The organism is Dyadobacter sp. NIV53 (genome assembly GCF_019711195.1).
Lineage (GTDB): Bacteria > Bacteroidota > Bacteroidia > Cytophagales > Spirosomataceae > Dyadobacter.
Window position 1 is genome coordinate 264,332 of record NZ_CP081299.1, and the last position, 24,240, is coordinate 288,571.

Below are 24,240 nucleotides of genomic sequence, written 5' to 3' on the forward strand. Positions count from 1 at the left end.
TCAGGCTATTTGCCGGTATTTAATTTCGTTGCTGCCCTTTCAGCTCTTTTCCTGATATGACTGTCGTCAGAAGGCATACGCTGTACCAATGCAGCAGGCGTTTTTCCCAAATTACTTTCAAATGTTTTGCATGCAGAGAGCAGCTCCTTTGCTTTTGACTGGTTGGTTTTCAGCAAATTGTCTTTTTCTCCAATATCATTTCTTAAATTGAATAATAATGTGTCAGTTGCAGCAACAACGGTGATGCCGTTGGCCTTGATATCGGATTGCGGCAGACGGATCTTCCAGTCACCTTTCCTGAAAGCCTCTATTTTACCATTTGAGTAATAGGCAAATTCATCAGCTTTTCGCTTGCCTGTTCCAAACAAAACACTGCTGATATCTTCACCGTCCAAAGGCTTGGTGGTTTGTGTCTTTTGACTTCCGGTAAGGCTGATTATGGTCGGATAAAGATCAAGCTGTGTGGTAAGATCCTCATAAACAGATCCGGGTTTTATTTTACCGGGCCAGTAAGCAACCGTAGGTACACGCTGGCCGCCTTCAAAAGTAGTTCCTTTTCCCTGGCGCAGCGGCCCGGCAGATCCACCCTCAATATCGAAAAGCAGCCATGGGCCATTGTCACTGGTAAAGACCACAAGCGTATTTTCTTCCAAACCGTTTTTCCTCAGCGTTTTCACTATTTCACCAACACTCCAGTCAATTTCTTCAACAACATCTCCGTATAAACCTCTTTTGGATTTACCCTCAAATTCAGGGGAAGCATAAAGCGGGACATGTGGCATATTGTTGGTAACATACAGGAAAAAAGGTTTATCTCTGTTTTTGTCAATAAATTTTACTGCTTCGCTGGTATAGGTTTTTGTAATATAATGTTGGTTGACACGGATACTGTCTACATCATTTCCACGCAGATACACAACACCCTGCATATCATTACTGTATGGAATTCCGTAGTATTCATTAAAACCGTTTTGCAAGGGTAAAAATGATTTATGATGGCCAAGATGCCACTTTCCAAATATAGCAGTTGTATATCCGTTTCCTTTTAAAGCCTCACCAATGGTAATTTCATCCGTAGGTATTCCGGTAAAACTTTCCGGAAAGAACACATGATCGATACCCATTCTTTTAGGATAACGACCGGTAATCAGTGCCGCCCGCGATGGACTGCAAACGGGAGAACTTGAATAAAAAGATGTGAGTTTAATACCCTGGGAGGCCAGATTGTCAATGTTAGGCGTACGAATATCCGTCGCCCCAAAAGTACCTAAATCGCCGTATCCAAGGTCATCGGCCATGATGACAACAATATTGGGTTTTGTACTTTTTTTCTGTGCGAAAGAAAAGTTTAGACCGCCAAGCAATAACAGGCTGACTGTAAATTTAAATTTCATTAAAATCTATTTCAGGGGTTTATATACGGTATATGGTTACAAAAAAATATGTGGTATTGAGCTTAAATAATTTTGCTCAATACCACAATAAATATTTTGCAATTACTTTACTGCCAGGAATTTTTCAAGTTTCTCTTTTTCAAGCTGCAAACGTTTTGCATCAGGTTTCAGGTAACCAAACTGGTGAAGATCATTTTCTCCGTGCGAAGCAACCCATAACAGAAATTTCTTGGCTTCCAGATTGGTGCTGTTTTTAGCTATTGAAAAGTTAATATACTCAACCGGTACATTTTTCACTTTTTCAGTTTCAAGTTTTTCAATCACCTGATCCAGATTTCCAACCAGTTTTTCTTCTTTTGAAACCTTACCGTTTCCATCCAGGTCTACCGGAATAATGGCAATTCCTTCGGTAGGTTTACGGGTGTTCAAATCGTAAGCCAGGCCAGGTACGGTATAAGTAATACCTGTTTCGTCCTTCAAAAGAGCCTTAATCAAATGCTCATCAGCACCAGCAATGGTCTTTCCCTTAATTTGCTGTTGTTCGTAGCCAAAATATTTTGCAAAAGTTAACGGCGCACCCGCTTTTTGCAAACGTGTATAAACGGTAAATGGAGCTGTGATCGACTCATCTTTTTCCGCAAAAATATCATGGAAAAATATTTGCTTATACGTTTTTTCAATTAACCCCTTATCCTCATACTGCTTCGCAAATTCGGATTTTGCATTGGCAACAGGTAAAAGTGCATACCGGCCAATTGAAATAAATTCCCGTCCTTCTTTAACCGCTTTTTCCTGATCGTAAGCTTCAATGAGCAGATCATACTTTTCCGGATCAGTAACAGTTCTCGTCTCGATCACAATTTGTGAACCTGGGTTTTCGGCAGAATATTGTTTAATCCATTTGTCGATCAACGGATACGCAAAACGAACTCCGGTAATAATAACTTTATTCTGGGAAACCTCCTGCGAAAAAGAAAACGGAGCTGTGACCATAGCAAGGCCAGCAGCGAAAAGTAATGATTTAAAATTTTTCATGATTATAAAATGAGTTTTTAAAATAGTTTGAGTGCTCAGGAAAGTACAGACTGGCCATATCGGGCTATACTATTGCAAGGCGATCCAGGCTTTTGCCTAATTATCCTGACAACAGCTGGAATGAAGAAAAAAGTTGGAGAAGCCACCAGGAATGCAACCAAAAGCTGCGAAGAAAATGAATTCATCGTTGTCAGTTTGATAAAAATTTTGAACATTTTTCTTATTGGTGGCTAATAAGAAAAATACAACTCTACTATATTGATAGACAAAGTAAGATTATAATTTATACAGAAGCAACATATATTTGATTTTTTTAAAACAAATCGTTGCATTGTGAGAAATGCTTATATAATTTCTTAAAATTATTCAGCCGAAGCCGAATTTTTGCTGTGAGCTTTTTCCACAACCTCTTTTAATTTTTTAAGAACAGATGCCCAATTATCAGTGGCTTGCTCCTTCTCTTGCTCAGACCTGACATTTGTTTGTGAAAGTTTTACGGCAGTAATGTCGTCGTGTCCTGATAGTTGGTAGGTTACAATATTATAGTTTTCCGGTTTATCTTCCTTCCCTCCTGCTGAACTCCAGTAAGTACTTTCCAGTATTTTCTCAGGTTCAATTTTTCGGATGATACCTTTATCCTTATATTTCTTACCATTGTATTCCCCTTCATAAGTAATCGGGCTTCCTTCCTTCCAATCGGTAGTTACATTTGTACCCATCAGGTATTTCTTTATTATGGAAGGAGTGGTAATCGCTTTCCAAACCTCTGAAACAGGTGCATCAATACTGACAGATGTTTCGGCAATAAGCTTATCGTTCATATTTTTGATATTTAAGTTATTGATTTGGAAGTTTCAGCAAATTTTATTCCAGAAAGCGAAAGGCTTTATTTGAAGCAAGATTAATCCAGGATGATATCTTAATTTTAATTTTATAATGCTTTACCTTTCATCAAATGCTAAAAACTCATTTTTTAAGGCTGTTATTGCTATTTATAACAAATAGCCTATTCGCTCAGGCAACATTCGAAAACCGCCTTTCCAACGCTACCATTTCTTTAACCGGCCAAAAAGTAAAATACGATCCGAAATATTTTAGCATCAGCTATCCTAATGGCGATGTGCCTGCTGACAGAGGCGTTTGTACTGATGTGATAGTGAGAGCTTATCGTAAACTCGGCATAGACTTACAAAAGGAAGTACATGAGGATATGCAGAACAGCTTTGCACGCTATCCCAAAAACTGGGGCATGAAAACTACTGACAAAAATATTGATCACCGCCGTGTTCCTAATCTAATGAAATTCTTTTCACGGAAAGGAACAGAACTGGCTATTAGCCAAAACGCAGATGATTACAAATCCGGCGATATTGTTTGCTGGAACCTGCACGGTGGAATCACACACATCGGTTTGGTGGTCAATAGGAAATCAAGCGACGGCAAAAGAAATTTAATTGTCCATAATATAGGTGGCGGGCAGGTTTTAGCAGATTGCTTGTTTACTTACAGAATTATCGGCCATTATCGCTATGGCGGGTGAGAAAACAAAAGGACCAATCAATACGGTAATTTCAATGCCGATAAGTCACTTTCCTATTTCCCAAACCTTCCAACAAAATCTTTGGCCGCCCTTGAATCGTAGTCAAACATTCCCGGTGTTTCCTTTATCAATAGCTTGGCGTTTTCAAGAGCTGGTGCGGAGTCGGTGCCTATATTACTTAGTGCGTTAAGTGCCTGAACTCTCGCAGCGAGGTTATTTCCTTTCAGTTCATTGGTTAAAGTCGTTATCGCAAGGTCTTTTTCTCCAATCTGGTACAACGCTTCCGACACTGCGATCCGAACAGCCGCTTCTGAATCTGCAATTGCTTTAATCAACGCATCCTTACCTGATTTAGCCTTTAAAATCAATAATCCAGTAGCCGCCCAGTAACGCACCGTTGGATTAGAATCAGACAATTTTGATATCAATTCATTTGAATATGCGGGATTCCGGGAAGATGCGTGGTCTGCCGTTTCAAGAATCAATTTTAAATTATATTTTCCACTTTTGGAATAATCGCGCAAGGGTGTGGTCGTCGCTATTTCCGATAAAATTGCTTCGGGAATAAACCCTACATCCACTGATTTCAGTATCCAGTCCTCATTCGCTTTTCTTAATCTTTTCAGGTCAGACGCGTATTTGGGATCATCGACAAGGCTCTTTACATTATGTGGATCAGCCTGGATATCAAACAGTTCTTCGGCCGGTTTTTCCTGCCAAAATTTCGATTGAATTGCGTTCAGTTTTCCTGATTTGTACTGATCAAGCCAGGATTGTACCGAAGGCGCTTTCCAGAGATATTCCAGATATTGTCCATAAATCTTATGCGGAAGATAATTGCGGATATATCTGAATCGCTTGTCACGGACCGATCTCGACATATCAATACGCTCGTCCATTCTTCCCCGAAAACCATAAGCATATTGATGTTCCGGCTTCTGTTGTTTGCCCAGAAATGCTTCGCCTTGCATGTAATCAGGAATTTTTATTCCAACAAGACTTAAAATAGTTGGTGCAAAATCAAGAAATGTTACGAGCCGGTCCGTTTGCGTTCCTTGCTTTACGGACGCAAGATTTTCATATTTTTTTGGTAAATGAATAATCAAAGGTACATGTAGCCCCGACTCATACATGTAACGCTTGCTTCTTGCCAAAACTCCTCCATTATCGCCATAATAGAAAACGATCGTATTTTCTGCCAAGCCGGCTTCGTTCAGTTCTTTCAAAAGCTGACCAAACTGGCCGTCCATATCTTCGATTTTATCGTAGTACTGTGCCCAGTCATGTTTCATTTCAGGCGTTGCAGGGTGATACGGAGGCAACGGCACTTTTTCAGGATCATGTCTGAGCTTTTCGACCGGAACAAATAGCGAACTTTCGTGACTTACATTCAGGTTAAAAACAGCAAAAAACGGCTGCCCGGGTTTCCTGTTTTTATAAGTTGCCTTGGTGGAAGATTCGTCCCAGGGGTCTTCCTGATCTGTGGTGTTGTAGTCTTTCTTGGCATTATTGGTCGTATAATAACCTGCTTCACGAAGGTATTTTGGCAGGAATTTTACGTAATCGGGCACAGGATAAACACTTCGCATGTGCTCGGTTCCGTTTGATGGCGGATACATTCCTGTAATTAATGTATTGCGGGATGGCGCACAAACGGGTGCGGTTGAAAATGCATTTTTATATAAAATACTCTCCTTCGCAAATGCGTCCAGATTTGGCGTTGTCGCAAATGTATCACCATAAGCGCCTAACATTGGAATGTTGTCTTCACTGACAATCCATAGAATGTTTGGTTTTTCAGACTGAGACTGAGATTTCGCGGGAATTAAACAAAATGCGAAAAAGATTGAAATAAGGATTCTTTTCATTGGTTAATGCTTTGGCTAAAGCCGAATTTAGGCGAGTCATGGAAAAACCCAAGGCTGGAAGCCTTGGGTTAATCTCAAGCCTAGGGTTAAAATTAAACTTGGATTTCTACTTCTCAGATGCTGCTTCTTTTTTGGCTTTTTCGTAATCATAAAACCATTTGAAATCTTTGTCAAAAGGCTCTGCTCCTACCCGTTTGTACCAGGCTGCATATTTTGCTTCCAGATCTTTGGCAACTTCGGGATTCTTTGCTGATAAATCAACCAGTTCAGTACGGTCTTTTTCAATGTCATAAAGCTGCCACTTTTCTGAACGTTCCGCCACCAGTTTCCACTTTCCATCGCGAATAGCACGATTGCCCTCATGCTCCCAGAAGATCGGATTTTTACGGTTTATCGTCTTACCGGTAAATGCTGGTTTCAAACTCGTCCCTTCCAATGGCTGTATCGTTTGACCATCAAAAGTAGTTGGATATTTCGCACCACCAAGATCAACAAGTGTGGCCATAATGTCAATAATATGAGCAGGTTGCTTTTCAAACTTGCCATTTCTGGATGCCGGGATTCCATTCGGCCAGGAAATAATTCCGGGAGAAGAAATGCCGCCTTCGTGGGTGTGATGCTTGTACGCCCAGAAAGGTGCACAAGCCGCTTCTGCCCAGCCTTGTCCGAGAAAAACTGCTGACAACGGTGAACCCGGGACATCTCCTTCAAATTTTCCTTCAAAACCTGGCTCTGCATTTCCACCATTATCTGAAACGAAAAGGATTACCGTATCATCAAAAACGCCTCTTCTCTTCAAACCCGCAACCAGGTCGCCGATACTTTTGTCAAGCCGGTAAATCACTGCGGCATAAATGGCCATCATGTGATCGTATTTCTCCTTATCTGCCTGGCTCAGCGTTTCCCATTTTGGAATGTTTGGATTAGCGGGCGGCAATTTCCAGGAAGGATCGATCAGCCCAAGTCTGATCTGTTTTTCGTAGCGTTCCTGACGAAGTTTTTCATATCCTTTCAGGTATTTTCCTTTGAATTTATCAATATCTTCCTGCGGTGCCTGCAAAGGAAAATGCGGTGCGTTATGAGCCAGATACAACATGTAAGGTTTTTTGGCAGCAATACCTTCATCAATAAAACGGAGACCAAAATCTGTCCACAAATCGGTTGTATACCAGTCTTTCGGCAGCTTTTCTGAATCGTTTGCCAGTTCTTCACCATTCAGGAAAAGCTTCGCGTTGGCTGCTTTACCATAATAGAAACCACCAGCCGGCGCGTTTAACGAACGATCAAAACCGCGTTTCCAGGGAACCGTTCCGTGTGGCTGGCCGACATGCCATTTGCCACTCATCGCGGTGAAATATCCAGCGCTTTTCATCACTTCTGCAATCGTCACGCTATTGTGGTTTAGCTGAGCGCGATAAGCCGGATGGTCAACACCTTTGTCTTCCATCATGTGCCCGATTCCTGCCTGGTGACTGTAAACACCTGTAAGTAAGGCGGCACGCGTCGGACAGCAACGGGCCGTGTTGTAAAAACTGGTCAGCCGAACACCGTTTTGAGCAAGTTTGTCCAGATTAGGCGTTGGTATCTCACTCCCGTAACAACCCAGATCGGAATAGCCCAGATCATCAGCTAGGATGACAATGACGTTGGGTTTCTTTTGGGCAAAAGAAGTGTTGAAAACAAATAAAAGTGCTAGTACAAATACTGAGGTTATTTTACTTTTCATATCCAAAATTTTCGGATCAGGATGAAATACTAACGTTAAGTTAAACGTGGCGAAACGCTCCAATTAATACTTAAATCACTAAAAATCAATTAGTAAGCACTGTTTACTTCATACTAAAAACTGTTAACTAAAACTACTCCGTCTTCCCTTCCGGTTTCGGCTGAGCCGGTACCAGCGCAGAACGTTTTTTGATGATATCGTCCCAGGTTATATAGGGATAAATATTGTACTTCTTCGCTTGCTCTTCAAACAATGCTTTCAGCTCTTCCAGCTTCTTTGGATTTTTCTTCGCCAGATCAGTTCTTTCATTGAAGTCCTCGTTTAAGTTATACAACTGCCATTGGTTATCCTCCGGATTGGCCACACTTATTGCAGTGCCAAAAGTACCTCCGGTAGTTGATGCCTTGTATGCAAAACCAGCTTTCCAACCATCTTTATAGATTGATCTTGACCCAAAAATGTAATAGTACTGAACGGTATGGCGCGAAATTGCTTTGGCATTATCAAACGAGTATAGCAGTGAAGTTCCTTGAATCGAATCCTGTTTAATTCCCCGGATAACCTCGGGCGCTTTAATCCCTACAAACTCCAAAGTCGTAGGCAGCAAATCTATTACATGTCCGTATTGATTACGAATTCCACCTTTTTCTTTGATGCCTTTTGGGTAAAAAACAATAAGCGGATTCCTAGTTCCGCCTTCGGAATGTGCATCCTGTTTCCAATATTTGAATGGAGTATTGGCCGCCTGAGCCCAGCCCAGCGGATAGTTTGCATTCGTACCTTCCGGCGTTCCAATCTGATCGATCTGCGAAAGATTGAGTTTTAACTGCTCGGTTTCTGAAATCGGATTTACAAGCGCAGCTGCGGAAGATCTGGCTATTACACCAGTCATCGCACCTTCCTTGCTGGCGCCATTATCACCGATTACCACCATGATAATTGTATTATCAAGCTGTTTGATTTCTTTCAGATAATTCACAACACGGCCGATTTCATGGTCTGTATAGGTAAGGTAACCCGCATACACTTCCATGAAACGTGCGTAAAGTTTTTTCTCATCGGCGGACAAGCTGCTCCATGCCTTAATATTTGGATTGCGCTCGGGTAAAATAGCATTTGCAGGAATAATGCCTTGTTTCTTTTGCTGGTTAAAAACCTGTTCACGGAACACATCCCAGCCACCGTCGAATTGTCCTTTGTACTGATCGCTCCATACTTTTGCAACCTGATGCGGAGCGTGTGTTGCACCGGGAGAATAGTATAAAAAGAACGGTTTGTCGGGAGCCGCTTTTTTCTGTCTGGCTATAAAGCTGATTGCTTTGTCTGTAATCTGATCATTCAAATGGCGGCCATCCGGCGTAATATGCGCGTTGTCTTCCACCAGATCCGGTTTGTACTGATCGGTTTGGGAACCTAAAAATCCAAAGAAGTGATCGAAACCTTTGCCCAATGGCCAGCGATCAAAAGGTCCGGCATCGGTTGCATCCTGATCGGGCGTCAAACCATATTTACCGACAACAAAAGTATTGTAACCCGATTCGCGCAAAATTTCGGCGATGGTTCCTTTGTCAGAAGGAATCCTGCCATCCCATCCCGGAAAACCGTATGAAGCCCAAACGTGGGAAAATCCGCCTTCATGAACGGAATGGTGGTTGCGTCCGGTCAGCAATGCGGCACGAGTTGGAGCACAAATTGCTGCTGTATGAAAATTCGTGTACCGCAATCCATTGTTGGCCAAACTGTCAAAAGTTGGTGTGCGGATTACGCCGCCAAAAGTACTGCTTGCACCAAAACCAACGTCGTCCAGCAATACCCAAACAACATTCGGAGCACCAGCAGGAGCTTTCACAGGATTTGTCCAGACTTCTTTAGAGTCGGTATAACTTTTACCAACCACACCGGTAAACGGCTGTTGCTGTTGGGTGATGTTCTGGGCATAAGCGTTCGAGAAACCCAGGCCTGTGATAACGATGGCCGATTTGAGTAAATTATTCATTCTCATACAATGTTTTAAGTTGATTATTCCGCAAAACTGGAACGTAGTTTGACGCCCCATCTGCCCCCTTCTTTTGTTAATACGTAAAGCGATTCGTATGATGCCACCACGCTACTATCCTTGCGGTAGCGCGTAAACTTTGTGTCCACATGAACCTTGTTAACAGAAGCCTGCACGATATTTTTGTGATCCCATTTGCTGTAATCCCATCCCGCTTTGATTAATGGCCCAAATACCACGGCAGAATCCCGAAGCCCTGCTTTTTCCAAAACTGACATCTTACCGCTAGCCAACCGGTAATGCGGAAACTGATAAGTGGCCTCCCAACCTTTCAAATCTTTTGCATTGAAAGTTGACAAGTATGCATCCAGAACTTTATTGATTTCAACTTTTTCCGAAGCAGCAAGCTCGTGAGTGCCGTCGCTTTGGGCAAAAGCGCTTAAAATCGAGGTAAAGACAATTGCCAGACTTAAAATTATTCTTTTCATATCATTACGTTTTTCTCAATATGAGTATTTGACTGGCTAAGAGTTACCACCGGTGAATTAGCAACAGTAATCTCCGTCCGTGCCTTTTTTCCTTTTTCTTTGCGTCCTCTGCATGAAACCACGTGAAGGTCACCTGCTTCATTTCAAATTCGCCTCAGCTTTTACACCATAATCAATAACCACTTTATTGATCTTTCCCGTAAAGGCAAATGGCACTTTGTAAGAATCGGCCACCGGACTCAGATCGTCCAGCCCGACATTGACTCCTTCGTGTGAGTAAATCCCCGCGATGCTTCGCTCAAACGTCGTTTCGCCATCTTTGGATCCATTGATATACAATACAATCTGTCCTTTTTTCTTTTGGTCATCAAAGCTTACATCCACACGTAACTGTGTTTTCCCATTCGGAATATTGCCTTTGGAAATAGCTGTAAACTGAGTACCATTCCCGAGATTGTATACAAACTGTAACTTCTTATCCTGAACGAAAAGACTCAATCCGCCTGCCCTGCCTCCTCTGGACAACAAAACGCCCTCAGCTCCGTCAGCCGCAATGTTTACATCCGCCGTCAGACTGAAATTCGGCATTCCGGCAAGCGGACTAGCAATGTCAATCAATGTCTGTATTCCCGGATATAATACTACCTGATTCAAATTTTGGTATGCTGTCGGAACAGCCGCAGTCGGGCCAGATGTACCGGTATGAATAACGCCATCTTTCAAGGGGTAAATGTTGTATTTCACTGCTTCACTTTCAAAAAGCGCGTGTAGTTCTTTCAATTTTTCAGGTTTGGCGGCGGCAAGATCTTTAAGTTCATTAAAATCTTCGTTAAGGTTATACAACTCCCATTTGTCCTGCTCAAACGGTTGTCCTTTTACATGGAGAGTTCCTGCTTTCCAGCCATCTTTATAGATAGATCTGGAACCAAGAACCTCAAAATACTGCTGTGTATGGCGGTCTTTCGCTTTGGCTTCGTTGATACTGTAAGCCAGACTTGTACCCTCTATTTTTTCCTGCGGATAACCATTGATACTTTGGGGGATCTGTGCCTTTACAAGCTCAACAGTCGTAGGCAGTATATCAATCACGTGACCGTACTGCGTTCTGATCCCACCCTTTTCCTTAATTTCTTTGGGGTAAAAAACGATGAGTGGATTGCGTGTACCACCTTCTGTATTCGCATCCTGTTTCCATTGGCGAAAGGGAACGTTGGTAGCAGCCGCCCAGCCCAATGGATAATTTGCTTTGGAAAATTCGGTACCTATCAAATCAATTTCTTCCAGGTTTTTCTGTAAGTGCTGTTCATCTGATATGGCAGGATCAAAATTATTGACTGTTCCCACAAACGTGCCTTCTTTACTGGCTCCGTTATCACCCACCGAAACGAAGATGAGCGTATTTTCGAGCTGACCTGTTTCTTTTAAGTGATTCACGATCCTGCCGATTTCGTGATCGGTGTAACTAAGGAAACCAGCGTAGGTTTCCATGAAACGGGCATATAATTTTTTTTCAGGAGCTGAAAGTGCATTCCATTCCTTAATTCCGGGGTTACGTGGTGGCAGAACCGTATTTTTCGGTACAACACCAAGTTTGATCTGATTGGCTAAAACCTGCTCACGGTACTGATCCCATCCACTGTCAAATTTCCCTTTGTATTTTTCAATCCATTCCTTTGAAACCTGATGCGGTGCATGACCCGCTCCGGTTGCTACATATAAAAAGAAAGGTTTTTCCGGATCGACCGATTTCTGTTCAGAAATATAATCAATGGCCTTATCGACCAATACCTCATTGAAATGTTTGCCGTTTTGCTGGTCTTTTACGCGACGCGTGTCTTCCCAGAATTCCGTATGCCATTGATCGGTACTGCCTCGTGACGGAAAACCGTAAAAGTGATCGAATCCTCTTCCGGTTGGCCAGCGGTTGAACGGCCCCGCCGGTGTCAGATCCGCCAGCGGCGTAATGTGCCACTTTCCTAATGCAAATGTGTTGTAGCCATTTTCTTTCAGGATTTCCGCAATGGTTGCTTTTTCAAAAGGGATCTGCGCATCATAACCCGGCGTTCCAATTGCATTTTCCGGAAAAAGCCCCATGTGTGCCGAATGGTGATTTCTTCCTGTGAGCAAAGCCGCGCGCGTTGGGGCACAAATGGCCGTCGTGTGGAAATTCGTATAACGCAACCCATTGTTAGCCAGGCTATCCAAAGTGGGAGTCTGTATCAAACCACCAAATGTACTTACTGCGCCAAAACCGACGTCATCAAGCAAAATCCATACAACATTGGGTGAACCCTTGGCTGCCTTTTTCCTTTCAGGCCACGCTTGTTCAGTGTCTTTAACCGTTTTCCCGATCTTCCCCTGGTAGGTTTGAACGGGTGTGTATTGTGCATACGAAAGTTGATTTGCCCCGAGCCAGGCTATTGCAGCAAGTGCAAGTTCTTTTATTGGAAAAGATCGATTTTTCATCATGATTCCGGTTTTATACTATTGATAAACACTAAGTTCTTACCTGTTATTTAATTGTATTCCAATCCACCACGCCCACTTTTTTCGCCCAAACCAAATATTCCTTTTCCAGCTCAGCCGCCTTTTCAGCATGTTTGTCTTTAAGGTTAAGGGTTTCAGTTCGGTCTGTTTTAAGGTTGTATAATTCCCATGGCTGGTTCAGTTCTGCAACCAGTTTCCAGTCGCCTTTCCGGATAGCCCGGCTTCCCTCATGTTCCCAGAAAAGCGGGTTTTGCCGGATTTTCGCCTGATCCTGAAAGACAGTTACAAGGCTTTTTCCTTCAAAAGGTATAAGTGTTTTTGAATTAAATTCTTTGGGATAATTCACCTTCGCCAAATCAAGGCAGGTTGGTAACACATCGATCAGATGACCAACATAATTGCTGGTTGATCCAGCTTTGATCATTTTAGGAAACCATGCGATAAAAGGTGCAGCGATTGCGCCTTCATGCGTATTCTTCTTAAATAAACTGAATGGTGTATTGCTCACATTTCCCCAATTCGGATAATAGCTGTCAATCGAATTAACAGATCCTGGCGTTCCGTTTTTCTGCGAAACATAGTTCCAGTCTTTCACGGTATCACCGCTTCCTCCATTGTCCGACATGAACAGGATCAACGTGTTTTTGTCTTTGCCCTGCTCTTTCAATTTTGCCAGAATCTCACCGATTCCGTGATCCATCCGGTCCACCATCGCGGCATAAATCGCCATTCGGGTATCCCAAAAATCCTTTTCTAAATCCGTTAAATTGTCCCAGTCCGGAACTTGATCATTTCGTTTTGAAAGAGCCCAATCGCTCTGGACTATACCTGATTGTTTTTGTTTTTTCAAACGTTCGTTCCGAAGAACATCCCAGCCTTTCAGGTACTTGCCCTTGTATCTTGCAATATCTTTGGGCAAAGCTTGAATTGGCCAATGCGGTGCGTTATAGGCAACATATAAAAAGAATGGATTCTTGTTGTTACTGATTTCATTCAGCGATTTTATTGCAAAATCAGTAATCGCCTGTGTCAGATATTTCGATGTGTCTGTTCTCTGGATTTCCTTTCCATTCAATAGAAAAGTAACTTTTCGCCCATCATTATAAATTGGTTCTGAATTGAAATAACTACTCCCGTTATTCTGCATGGTAAACGATTTGTCAAAACCACGGTTATTCGCAAATGCAGATGGAACAAGTCCGACATGCCATTTGCCAGAAACAATGGTATTGTAATTCGCGGTTTTTAAAAGCTGGGCAATTGTTACACTATTCTCACTCAAATATCCCTGATACGCAGGCGAACCTTTGTCCTGAACCATATCCCCAATTCCTGCCTGATGCGGATACAAACCCGTAAGAAGGGAGGCGCGTGAAGGACAGCATCTGCCGCTGTTATAAAACTGGGTCAGGATTAATCCTTCCTTTGCAAGCCTGTCCAGATTTGGAGTTTTAATTTCTGAGCCAAAACTACCCAAATCAGAAAAACCCATATCATCGGCGAGGATGACGATGATGTTAGGGTTTTCGGGTGGTTGCTGGGCTGTGACTGTGGTTGTAGCAACAAGTAACAGCAGACCAAACTGGGAGGCTTGGCTTAAAAACAATCTGACAGTAGGCAGCTTCAACATTTCAATAGCAGTATTATAAAAATACCCTGATCCTGTCAGGAAAAGGGTATTTTTTCATTGTGATCATTTTACTCCCAAAGCGTATTTTGCTTTAACAGCGGATTGTTATCAATTTCTGTTTGAGGTATTGGATATAAATAATGCTTTTCAGCTACATTATTTTTACCCACTTTTTGCAAACTTTTGATCAGGATCCCGTTACCGCTGGCATCTTTTTCACGGATCAGATCAAACCATCTCTGGTACTCATAAGTCAGTTCCAGACGGCGTTCAAAGTAAACAGAATCACGGAATTGGTCTTTGGAAAGTCCCGTTGTCAGATCTGCCAAACCGGCTCTTGTCCTGACCTTGTTAATTGATCTATAGGCTTTTGCACTCGGGCCATTTACTTCATTTTCAGCTTCTGCATGAATTAAAAGCAATTCGGCATACCGGATTATAGGTACATTTGCTTCTGAGTTGGTCGTAACGGCCAGGTTGTTCGGGTCCCACCATTTGTTCCAGAATGGCGTTGAATCATTGGGCACAGCCGCATTCACAATCGCCAATCCATATTTTCTGCCGTTAGCAGGGCTAGTGAAATTTCTGACAAAAGTTACGTCCCTGCGTTTATCAGTAGCTTTAAATAATTTATAGATATTGAAAAATTTGTCATTGCCTTCGGTATAAAAACGAACCATGTGCGCATAATTTCCAGGTAGGCCGGGAATAGCAGAAAATATAGCACGGGAGGTTTCAGCGTTGCCCTGGCTGTATGAATTACCCTTCATCTGAGCAGAAAAAATATGCTCTGCCCCATTTTTATAAGCTGGTAAAAACACACGTGAATAATCGGTGATCAGGCTATATCCGTAAGTACCCGTTCCACCATCAGCAGCTGACAAAACTTCTTCTGTTTTTGCAATTGCTTTCTGGTAGTTTTCTGTCAGTTTCAGTGGCAGCGATGCTTTGATCAGGTATACTTTTGCCAAAAGTGCTTTGGCTGCCCCGGCTGTAGCTCTTCCGGCATCCGGCGAGCTGTAAGTAGCAGGAAGAGATGCTGCGGCTTCTGTCAGATCCTTTTCAATCTGTGCATATACATCTGCCGACGGGCTTTTTGCAATGGCGTAATCTGCTGTTGAAACAAAATTCTGATATTCCGTCACAATTGGCACATCGCCATACAAACGAACCAGGTTGAAATAAAATAACGCTCTTAAAAACTTCGCTTCACCCAGAATCCTGTCTTTTGTGGCAGGTACCGCAAATGTAATATCAGGGATTTTACTTAAAACCACATTCGCTTTTCTAATAGCCGCATAATGCTGCTGCCAAAGCTCATATACCCGCAAATTGCTGGATGAATGTGATTGTACCGCCAGGGAACGAACGTCAGGATTGGTTGCACCCGGGCCCGGATCTTCATCGTCGCTGCCCATGTTCATACCCGTGTTCAGCAACGTATTATATGGAGACTGCACCCTTGCGGTGTTCAGGAAAAAGTAAACGGCATTAATAGCGGTTAAGGCATCGGTCTCAGTTTTGTAATACTGCTCTTCCGTGATAATGGAAGCTGGTTCTTCCGTAAGGAAATCGCTGCAGGAAGTAGCAAGGAAAGTACTTAATGCAAGAATATAATATGAATATTTTTTCATTTTGAAAGTCATTTATAATTTGATATCAGAAAGTCAGAGTTAAGCCGACCTGATAAGATTTATTGTTCGGGTATACACTGTCATCCACACCTTTGTTGATAAGGCTTTGTCCGTTCGAGCTTACCTCAGGATCAAAACCTGTGTATTTGGTCCATGTAATTGCATTTTGAGCAGAAACATACACCCTCAGCCCCTGAATATGTGCCTTGGAAAGCAATGACTTAGGAAGTGCATATCCGAATGAGATATTTTTCAGCCTTGTGTAAGTGGCATCTTCAATAAAACGGTCAGAAATTGTAATGGCCGGATCCTGATATGCTTCTTTAACGTCTGTATTCGTATTGGTTGGCGTATATCTTTTCAAAAGTTCACGAGATGAATTGGTATAACCAGTACCTAGTTCCAGATTGGCCCTGTTCACATTATATAATTTCCCGCCAACGGATGTCTGAAAGAAAACCGCCAGGTCGAAACCTTTGTAACTGAACGTGTTGGTAAGGCCAGCTGTAAATTTGATCTGGTTATCAATCACTTCCCTGTCGCCAGCCTGCGTGATCAGACCATCTCCGTTCAAATCTTTAAACTGCTGTCCACCTGCTCCTTTATTGGCCTGAGGCGTAAGAGCCGTTTCACCATCCTGGATCACGCCATCCGTTTTGTAAACAATAAAAGAACCAAGTGAATGACCCACCTTAGCAATAGAAGGTGCTGAACTGGAAGGTATGTACTGATTTACACCGTCGCCCAGATCCAGGATTTTATTAGTGTTCCTGGCAAAAATTAAAATCGTATTCCATTTAAGTTTACCCGTCAGGTTTTGCGAATTAACAGCCAGTTCAAAACCCTGGTTAGATACAGCACCCACATTCTGATAAATCGTCGATCCCTGTCCATTGTAGATATCCGACAACCCGGAAGTTCCCGGAACTGTTCTTGTTAATAATAAATCTGTTGTCTTCTTGTAATAGTAATCAGCAGTAATGTTGATACGGTCCTTATACAAACCAACATCTACACCTGCATCCACCTGAAAAGTTTTTTCCCAGCCCAGATTTTTGTTGGAAACAGTGCTTGGCGCGTAACCCGAAACGGTGCTTCCTGAAAAGTTATAAGGATAGTAAGTCAGCTGTGCAAGTGACTGGTAAGGTGGAATACTCTGATTTCCAGTCGAACCTGCACTTAAACGTAATTTAAGCAGACTGACATTTCTTACGCTCTTAAAGAATTTTTCATTGGCAATATTCCAGCCAAAAGCAGCAGAGGGAAAATAACCCCATTTATTACCCGCACCAAACTTGGAAGAACCATCAGCTCGCAAAGTAAAAGTAACGAGATACCGGTCATCAAAAACGTAATTGAAACGACCAAGATACGAAGCCAGAGAAAAATCGGAAGAAGATGACCCTGGCGCCCTGTTGATAATACCTGTACCGAGATTATTATAAGAAATTGCGTCGGAAGAAAAACCCGCTGCTTCAGCGATAGATCCCTTAGATTGTGACTGCTGGGCTGTAAATCCCACAACCGCATTGATCCTATTCTTTTCATCCAGTTCCTTATCATAGCTTAAAGTATTCTCGTTCAGCCAGTTTGTTGTAAAAACCGAACCCACCAGCGCATTACCGCTTAAAGCGGTCCCTTCAAAAGTCGATATAGGCAAATACCTGTTTTGTTTATTGTCTACAATATCAGCACCTACGAGTACTTTCGCTTTCAGGCCCTCTGCAAGTGTATATTCTGCGGAAAGATTACCTAAAAACCTGTTCGTGATGGTTTGGTTCAGCTGGTTGTAGAGTGAGTTAATAGGATTGGCATAAGTCGATTCAAACGGGCTGTTTTTCACAAAAGTGCCGTTATCCTGATAAATTGGCAGCGACTGAGGCGTGAGCACGAGTGCGGAAACAATTGAAGCGGGAGCAACATTGGCCTTCGTATGGCTACCTGTAATACTGGATGTAATTCTTAATTTATCGCTGTAATCATGGTCAATATTAAACCTGGCAGACAATCTCCGGAAATCTGTATTCTGTAAAACACCGTCCTGTTTCAGATAATTGGCAGAAATACCCAGCCTGGTTCTGTCGCCGCCTGACAGTATGGAAATACTGTGGCTTTGCTGTGTAGCTTTCCTAAAAGCTGCTGATTGCCAGTCGGTCCCTACACCCGTAGTATCCAGGCTGTAACCTGTTACGCTTGGCAATGTTGGCGTTTTACCGGAATTGATCGCGGCCTCTTTGCGTAGTTGCCACCATTCACCTGCATTTAGCAAAGGCAATTTTCTGATCACCTGCTGAACACCAAAATAAGATTCATAGGTTATGGAAGATTTCTTTTTAGAACCGCCTTTTGTGGTAATTATAACAACACCATTAGCGCCTCTAGAACCGTATATAGCAGTTGCCGAAGCGTCTTTTAATACGTCAATTGATTCAATATCAGCCGTATTCAAAAAGGAAAGCGGATTAATTTTTGAACCGTTTGTTACACCGGCATCACTCAGGCCATAATCATTGTTGATCGGAAAACCGTCAATTACATACAATGGATCACTACCGGCTGTAATGGAGTTACTACCCCGAATCTGGACACTAACACCACCACCCGGCTGTCCGGAAGTTTGTGTCACCGTTGCTCCGGCAATAGCTCCCTGTAACAGCCGCTCTACGGAAACAACAGGCTGCGATTTTATTTCGAGCGGAACCGAAGAAATGGAGCCCGTAATATCTTTACGTTTTTGCTCCCCGTAACCGATTACAACGACTTCGTTAAGCAAATTGGCCGTTTTCAATACCACCTCAACAACTTCGGTAGTAAGTTCATAAATTTCAATTTCCTGCTGCTGAAAGCCGGTAACGTTAATCTGCAAAGTGAATGGATATTCCTTGGCAGCCGCAATACTGAATTTGCCGTCTATATCCGAAACCGTACTTCTTGAAGTACCTTTCTCAACAATAGTAGCGCCTGGAAGTCCCTGCCCGGTATCATCCTTTACAATACCGGTGATGACATCCTGAGCCTGTAAGGCAGATGTGCTGAAAATGAATGCACCCAATAACCAAATCAGGTAAAAGTTTTTCTTGATCATTTTTGTGGTTGAATAATGTTAAATTATTATGTAGAGACTATTCCGGTTCATGTACAAATTTCCCTGAGAAGACAAATCCATGTTTGACTTACAGGTATATACGCAGCTTTCCATTTTCAGTTTTGAAAATAAGCTTATTGAAAAAAAAATAGTTTTAAGGTGTGTTATTTTCAGCTATCCGATCCTTTGGTCATACTGCTATCTGATGAATGCAGGACCAGAGGTTAGTTGTCAGTAACAGTGCATGTAACAACAACACATGGCGTTCATAGAAGAAATGGCAGAATCCACCCGGGTTGCAGAGTTAGTCTGCAGAAGTAGTAAATGATTTGTTTTCATACGTAAACATTTTTAAGCTTTGGTCTGATTGGTGGCTAATCGGAAAAAGCTATAAGTCTATTAATTATATAGACAAAGTAAAGTTATATTTTTCAGACTACCAAGTAATACTGTAATATTCTTTCATAGAAGCCAATTTTCAGAGAAGTCAAGGTTCAAAAAGGGGCAAACATAGTGTTGACTTCTCTGAATAACAAATCACGGAGTAAAGCTAGGCTCAAAACCTTTTCCTTTTCCAATCACCTTCCAGTCCTCAACCCCAACACTTTTGGCCCAGCCGTCATAAAGAGCTAATAACTCACTGGCAATGTCTGGATTTTGTTCGATCAGGTTTGTGGTCTCTCCCCTATCTGCTTCAATATCATACAATTCCCACTGTTCGCTTCTGACAGATACCAATTTCCACTTTCCCTTTCTTACCGCTTTATTTCCCGCTCTTTCCCAGAAAATCGGCTTGGATCTGCTCCATTCTTTTCCGTACAATGCAGGTAATAAACTTTCTCCCGCAAGTGGATGGATCGTATTTCCTTTGTAAGTCAACGGATATTTGGCACCCGCAATTTCGTATAAGGTCGGTGCAATATCGATCAGATGCGCGGTACCGTCAATTAATCCGCCGGCCGCTATTTTCGATGGAAAATGTGCAATAAAAGGACTGCTAATCCCGCCTTCATATTGAAAACCCTTGAAAGACTTTAATGGCGTATTGGAAGCGTAAGCCCAGGTTTTAGTGTAAGAATCGTAGGAACCAGAAGTGCCGACGGGCCCCCAGTTTCTCGGTGAGCGGCCTCCGAAGCCATGCGCCACATCTTCGCCCGCCGCACCGTTGTCGGAAATGAAGAAAATAATGGTATTATCCAGTTTTCCGGATTGTTTCAGATGTTCAATTACCCGGCCAATATTCTGGTCCAGGTTATCAACCTGAGCTGCATAAATTTCCATTTTTCTTGCCCACAACTTTTGCTCGTCATAGGTCAGGCTTTTCCATGCAGGCAAATCACTGTTTTTGATGCTGATCTTCTGATCTTTACTAGCAATGTTTAATTCCTGCTGCCTTTTGAAACGAAGGATACGAAGTGAATCCCAGCCAATATCATATTTGCCTTCATACTTTTTAATATCCTGTGGTAAAGCCTGTAACGGCCAGTGCGGAGAGGTGAAAGCAAGATATAGAAAGAATGGTTTTTGTTCAGTGCTTTGGTCTTTCAGAAACCCGATTGCATTTTTTGCAATTTCATCTGTATAATAAAAGTTGTCCTCGTCGCCCGGATGAACCGCTTTATCATCTTTTACGAAAAAACTACGCTTGTCTTTCGGAAGTTGTTTTACTACAAAATAATCACTTGCCCCACCTGTATTTCCATAAAAATGGTCAAAACCACGTTTTCTGGGCCACTGACTGGTACTATCGTCACCAGCGTGCCACTTCCCGGAAAGTAGTGTGCTGTAACCGGCATCTTTTAATACTTCTGCCAATGTAACAGTTTGCTTACTGATAAACCCCTGATAGGCCGGAACACCAAGGTTAATATTAAAATATCCCATACCGGCGGTGTGCTGATACTGTCCGCTCAGCAAAGAAGCCCTGGTTGGAGCGCAAATGGAATTATTATAAAACTGCCGGAAACGTATACCTTCCTGTGCAAGTTTATCCAGGTTTGGTGTCTGGATTTCAGAACCATAACTTCCGATATCAGAAAACCCAAGATCGTCTGCCATGATCAGAAGAATATTGGGTTTTGAATCGGCGGCTACTGCTTTTGATTTTTTCTTTTGCGAAAATCCTGGTGCTGCAATAACAAAAACAAGAATGAAAACTTTAATAAAATGGGTGGTCATCTTCTGTGGAGTGAATATTTAAATTTGTATTAATATGATTTTTCCAATTGTAAAACCTTAATGAATAAAGTTTTACAATTGGAAAAATATTTTAGCCTGCAATTCGGGTTTCAAATTCCAGTGGCAATGGCTCTGGTTCCTTTGTTTTCTCAGGAACAATATCCCCGACCATTGGTCCGCCTGCTGATAATTCGCTGCCTTCTTTCTTGGATTTTAAAATCGGCCATAATAACTGAGCATACCATTCTTCTTCCTGATAATGTTTGATACCAAAAGTGCTCGGATATTTACGGGTAATAATGCCGGTTCCGAAGATGATATCCCATAGAAAAAACATGTTGCCAAAATTGCCTTTGTAATGCCCGACCCCATCATCAGTTGTATCGGCATGATGTGCGTAATGGGTTGCAGGTGTTGAAATAAACCGCTCCAAAACCCAGGCAACCGGATTTAACCATTTGATCTGGTAAAAAGGTTTATCCCATGGAATACTTGAATGTGCACCCGTTACGATCAATGATTTTACCACTTTTACAAACAACGCAGCATAACCCATTCCTACATAAGTGAGTGCGACAGTAAGATAGGTCTGGGAAAAGAAAATAGTATAAATGATATTTTGCCTCCCCGCCATTGCCATCCCCATATAAGGAGCACTGTGGTGGGTACGGTGAAAGCGCCATAACCAGGGTAACTGATGATGCAAACGATGGTACCAGTACTGGGTCAGATCATCCGCGACTGCAATGATAGCAAATGCCCACCAGAATGGTACCCACGAAAATACACCCTTAGCACCAGGCAATATTTTCGGAAGCAGTTCAAGGCTGTAATATGCCACAACCGGAGCTATTACGATTTTTGGCAGAATGTAACAGGCAATATCCAGAAAGCGCTCGTTTTTAGTCCACTTGTTTTCATACAAACCCGCAATAAGCTCGATAACACCAATAACCAGCACGATTACCGATAAGCCCCATGAACTCAGATGTGTAAAAACCCCTTCAATAAACTGGGGTACTTTAAATGGCAATGCATTACTGCCAGCCCAGGGTTTGTAACCTGTAAAGTAAAAAGCAGCAAACATCAAAACAATCGGTGCCAGGTACAAAGAGATACTGATTGCGGCATCACGCCATATTCTTTGCGAAACATCTGCTTCAAGTTTCATAATTGAGAATGATGATAAAAGTTAAAATTTCGGATTATCGGATGAGGCTATACGCAAGCCATATTCCCCCGGCTATCAGCCCGAACGGGATTATTGTCAGTAAAATACCCAATGCTATCTTTTTGGCAAGGAGTATAACATCAGCGAAAGTGATCATGATACCGGATGTTTATATAAAGTCTTTTCCAGAAATATCCCATGGACAGCATGCCGCAAAAGAGCAAATCGCCAACCACCGAAGATTTACCTGATACGGTAATACTGCCAGATGGGATATTCCCGGATTGCTTAATGGAGAATACTATGAATTACCTGCAACAACTACCAGGTTGCATGAAAAGAAAATATCGCTTGGGGAATACCACCTTATTTGTCCATTGGGACAAATCTGAGTTTTGGAAAATCGCTTTCATAAACGAATAATTTCTGGTTTTACTGATGGTTAAGGGTGGCTCAAAACCATAAGTCTATTAAATACATAGACAAAGTAAATTTAATAGTTTTTAATAAGCAAGCATTTGAAAAAATTTTTAGAAAATTTCTGCTATGAATTTTTCTAAAACAAAAGTATAAAGTAGCAAAGTTTGATATTTTTTGACCAGCTTGGCTGATTAACTCTTTCACGGCAAATTAATTTCTGTAAAATGCTACGGCTTATTAGGCGTTAAAATATCAAGATCGACTATCTGGGCTTTATAATCATTTGGCAGAAATGCGTTTCTCAATATTTTTTCAAGTCCCAAAAAACGCATCAATTTGTAAGCGTATAAAACCGGAGTCAATAAAGATACTTTTCCCAGAGACAGAAGGTTATTGACTGTATGAGGAACAACCATAACTTGTACCTGTCTGAGCATATAATATCTGACCTTTCCAAGGTGCTTTTTATATTGTTTGAACAGATCTTTTGTAAAATCGCTTTTAATCAGGTTTTCCCGTAAATGTTCTTCGCGCATTTTTTTCCATTCTGTATATTTTAACGGCAGTCCGTTTATTCCCATTCGTAAACCTACCTGTAAAAATGTATCAAAGGCTTCTGCTTTTTCGGCATCGGTCATTTTTCTTTCCAGCACTTCGTAAGAACGGATTGAATAATCGATCAGCATAAAAAGCACGTCCCGATATGCCCAATCGGGAATCTGTGCACCGCGGCTTTGTTCAACTCCTTTATGAATAGCAGTAATTTTATCTATCGAATTCAATGCTGCGTTATGTTCTGAAAAAACGATTAATCGTGCATAGGTAACTGTGGAAAATAACCTTCCAAGCGGATCATTCGGAAGTTTTCCTGTAAAATACAACCAATCGACAGCCTTGTTCAAAGCAAATTCTGCTGATGCTCCCGCAAAAATAAAGAGGATTGTATCTGCTTTTCCCCAGATCTTCCGCACTATCGAATCTTCATTTACAAAATATTTCATATTGCAGGCTGGGCTTTCCATTTAGTTTCAATAAAAACAACGAAAATAATTCCCAAAGTGTAAGCCAGCATATCGGCCCATTCAAAACTGTTACCCATTATAACCCGGGCAGCTTTTGAATTTCCAAGACCTAATACTTCAACTATATGAAAATATTGAAGGATTTCTATCAGATATGAAAAGAGTAAAACAGCAATTGCGGCAATGATCACTTCCAGATTTACTATACTTTTTACAAAACAGTAAAGCAAAATCACGACCAGAAAATCGCCACCGTATGGACGAATGATCTGATCATGTGCATATAGTGCTATAATTATTTCTGTAAAAAGAAGCAGCAGCGTGAAAACGAGGTATTTTTTATTTAACTGAAACATCAAACTATAAATTAAAGTACTTTGTATCACAAAGTAAATAAGAAAAACTGACTTTACAAATAATAAACAATTGCTGATGCCAGGATGATTGAAAATTACTAATGGTGTATGGTTTCAATAAGAAAAGCACATTTTGGGCTCAACTAAATAACAGTTTGTGAAAACGCGTGTTGAGTATGCAATCGGATTACAACAACCGGATTGGATGAG

17 protein-coding genes are annotated in these 24,240 nt (G+C 41.8%); 1 reads left to right on the plus strand and 16 read right to left on the minus strand.

Annotation, left to right across the window (positions count from 1 at the left end; genetic code table 11):
• Positions 1-5 precede the first annotated feature (5 nt).
• From KZC02_RS01210 to KZC02_RS01220, 3 genes are all read right to left on the minus strand, one after another.
• Entirely contained in the window at positions 6-1,394 is a 1,389-nt protein-coding gene (locus tag KZC02_RS01210) for a sulfatase (protein WP_221392424.1), read from the minus strand.
• 102 nt (positions 1,395-1,496) lie between these two features.
• Entirely contained in the window at positions 1,497-2,429 is a 933-nt protein-coding gene (locus KZC02_RS01215) for a substrate-binding domain-containing protein (protein ID WP_221392425.1), read from the minus strand.
• A 362-nt stretch (positions 2,430-2,791) separates the two neighbouring features.
• Positions 2,792-3,250, minus strand: a complete 459-nt coding sequence (locus KZC02_RS01220) for an SRPBCC family protein (protein ID WP_221392426.1) — start codon at positions 3,248-3,250, stop codon at positions 2,792-2,794.
• A gap of 134 nt (positions 3,251-3,384) precedes the next feature.
• On the opposite strand from KZC02_RS01220, the gene KZC02_RS01225 reads away from it, so the two are divergent.
• Entirely contained in the window at positions 3,385-3,969 is a 585-nt protein-coding gene (locus KZC02_RS01225; protein WP_221392427.1) for a DUF1287 domain-containing protein, read from the plus strand.
• A gap of 53 nt (positions 3,970-4,022) precedes the next feature.
• Here KZC02_RS01225 and KZC02_RS01230 read toward each other — a convergent pair whose 3' ends face one another.
• From KZC02_RS01230 to KZC02_RS01285, 13 genes are all read right to left on the minus strand, one after another.
• Positions 4,023-5,837, minus strand: a complete 1,815-nt coding sequence (locus tag KZC02_RS01230) for a sulfatase-like hydrolase/transferase (RefSeq protein WP_221392428.1) — start codon at positions 5,835-5,837, stop codon at positions 4,023-4,025.
• A 106-nt stretch (positions 5,838-5,943) separates the two neighbouring features.
• Positions 5,944-7,563: an arylsulfatase gene (locus KZC02_RS01235; protein WP_221392429.1), complete on the minus strand. Its 1,620-nt coding sequence runs from the start codon at positions 7,561-7,563 to the stop codon at positions 5,944-5,946.
• Between the two features lie 133 nt (positions 7,564-7,696).
• Positions 7,697-9,559, minus strand: a complete 1,863-nt coding sequence (locus tag KZC02_RS01240) for an arylsulfatase (protein WP_229253945.1) — start codon at positions 9,557-9,559, stop codon at positions 7,697-7,699.
• Between the two features lie 23 nt (positions 9,560-9,582).
• On the minus strand, positions 9,583-10,047 hold the full coding sequence (locus KZC02_RS01245; protein ID WP_221392431.1) for a hypothetical protein: 465 nt from the start codon (positions 10,045-10,047) through the stop codon (positions 9,583-9,585).
• Positions 10,048-10,185: 138 nt separating this feature from the next.
• On the minus strand, positions 10,186-12,516 hold the full coding sequence (locus KZC02_RS01250) for an arylsulfatase (RefSeq protein WP_229253946.1): 2,331 nt from the start codon (positions 12,514-12,516) through the stop codon (positions 10,186-10,188).
• A 43-nt stretch (positions 12,517-12,559) separates the two neighbouring features.
• Positions 12,560-14,164, minus strand: a complete 1,605-nt coding sequence (locus tag KZC02_RS01255; protein WP_221392432.1) for an arylsulfatase — start codon at positions 14,162-14,164, stop codon at positions 12,560-12,562.
• Positions 14,165-14,232: 68 nt separating this feature from the next.
• Complete coding sequence (locus KZC02_RS01260; protein WP_221392433.1) at positions 14,233-15,798, minus strand: RagB/SusD family nutrient uptake outer membrane protein; 1,566 nt, start codon at positions 15,796-15,798, stop codon at positions 14,233-14,235.
• A 25-nt stretch (positions 15,799-15,823) separates the two neighbouring features.
• Positions 15,824-18,883: a TonB-dependent receptor gene (locus KZC02_RS01265; RefSeq protein ID WP_221392434.1), complete on the minus strand. Its 3,060-nt coding sequence runs from the start codon at positions 18,881-18,883 to the stop codon at positions 15,824-15,826.
• 537 nt (positions 18,884-19,420) lie between these two features.
• Positions 19,421-21,061 carry an arylsulfatase gene (locus tag KZC02_RS01270; RefSeq protein WP_221392435.1) on the minus strand — a complete coding sequence of 547 codons (1,641 nt, stop codon included), beginning with the start codon at positions 21,059-21,061 and terminating at the stop codon, positions 19,421-19,423.
• 91 nt (positions 21,062-21,152) lie between these two features.
• Positions 21,153-22,232, minus strand: coding sequence for a sterol desaturase family protein (locus KZC02_RS01275; RefSeq protein ID WP_221392436.1), 1,080 nt, complete (start codon positions 22,230-22,232; stop codon positions 21,153-21,155).
• A gap of 34 nt (positions 22,233-22,266) precedes the next feature.
• Positions 22,267-22,389 (minus strand): hypothetical protein, encoded by a 123-nt coding sequence (locus tag KZC02_RS32385; RefSeq protein WP_255637164.1) that lies wholly within the window; start codon positions 22,387-22,389, stop codon positions 22,267-22,269.
• 490 nt (positions 22,390-22,879) lie between these two features.
• Complete coding sequence (locus KZC02_RS01280) at positions 22,880-23,653, minus strand: oxygenase MpaB family protein (protein ID WP_221392437.1); 774 nt, start codon at positions 23,651-23,653, stop codon at positions 22,880-22,882.
• The gene (locus KZC02_RS01285; RefSeq protein WP_221392438.1) at positions 23,650-24,030 is read right to left on the minus strand and encodes a DUF2809 domain-containing protein; all 381 of its coding nucleotides are present in this window, start codon (positions 24,028-24,030) and stop codon (positions 23,650-23,652) included. The genes KZC02_RS01280 and KZC02_RS01285 overlap by 4 nt, the downstream gene beginning before the upstream one ends.
• Positions 24,031-24,240 lie beyond the last annotated feature (210 nt).

Bases quoted from the DNA above. Each gene is read 5' to 3' on its own strand.
- KZC02_RS01250 (WP_229253946.1), bottom strand. From the start codon at position 12,516: ATGATGAAAAATCGATCTTTTCCAATAAAAGAACTTGCACTTGCTGCA.
- KZC02_RS01270 (WP_221392435.1), bottom strand. From the start codon at position 21,061: ATGACCACCCATTTTATTAAAGTTTTCATTCTTGTTTTTGTTATTGCA.
- KZC02_RS01245 (WP_221392431.1), bottom strand. From the start codon at position 10,047: ATGAAAAGAATAATTTTAAGTCTGGCAATTGTCTTTACCTCGATTTTA.
- KZC02_RS01240 (WP_229253945.1), bottom strand. From the start codon at position 9,559: ATGAATAATTTACTCAAATCGGCCATCGTTATCACAGGCCTGGGTTTC.
- KZC02_RS01215 (WP_221392425.1), bottom strand. From the start codon at position 2,429: ATGAAAAATTTTAAATCATTACTTTTCGCTGCTGGCCTTGCTATGGTC.
- KZC02_RS01210 (WP_221392424.1), bottom strand. From the start codon at position 1,394: ATGAAATTTAAATTTACAGTCAGCCTGTTATTGCTTGGCGGTCTAAAC.
- KZC02_RS01255 (WP_221392432.1), bottom strand. From the start codon at position 14,164: ATGTTGAAGCTGCCTACTGTCAGATTGTTTTTAAGCCAAGCCTCCCAG.
- KZC02_RS32385 (WP_255637164.1), bottom strand. From the start codon at position 22,389: ATGATCACTTTCGCTGATGTTATACTCCTTGCCAAAAAGATAGCATTG.
- KZC02_RS01225 (WP_221392427.1), top strand. From the start codon at position 3,385: ATGCTAAAAACTCATTTTTTAAGGCTGTTATTGCTATTTATAACAAAT.
- KZC02_RS01265 (WP_221392434.1), bottom strand. From the start codon at position 18,883: ATGATCAAGAAAAACTTTTACCTGATTTGGTTATTGGGTGCATTCATT.
- KZC02_RS01220 (WP_221392426.1), bottom strand. From the start codon at position 3,250: ATGAACGATAAGCTTATTGCCGAAACATCTGTCAGTATTGATGCACCT.
- KZC02_RS01260 (WP_221392433.1), bottom strand. From the start codon at position 15,798: ATGAAAAAATATTCATATTATATTCTTGCATTAAGTACTTTCCTTGCT.
- KZC02_RS01275 (WP_221392436.1), bottom strand. From the start codon at position 22,232: ATGAAACTTGAAGCAGATGTTTCGCAAAGAATATGGCGTGATGCCGCA.
- KZC02_RS01230 (WP_221392428.1), bottom strand. From the start codon at position 5,837: ATGAAAAGAATCCTTATTTCAATCTTTTTCGCATTTTGTTTAATTCCC.
- KZC02_RS01280 (WP_221392437.1), bottom strand. From the start codon at position 23,653: ATGAAATATTTTGTAAATGAAGATTCGATAGTGCGGAAGATCTGGGGA.
- KZC02_RS01285 (WP_221392438.1), bottom strand. From the start codon at position 24,030: ATGTTTCAGTTAAATAAAAAATACCTCGTTTTCACGCTGCTGCTTCTT.
- KZC02_RS01235 (WP_221392429.1), bottom strand. From the start codon at position 7,563: ATGAAAAGTAAAATAACCTCAGTATTTGTACTAGCACTTTTATTTGTT.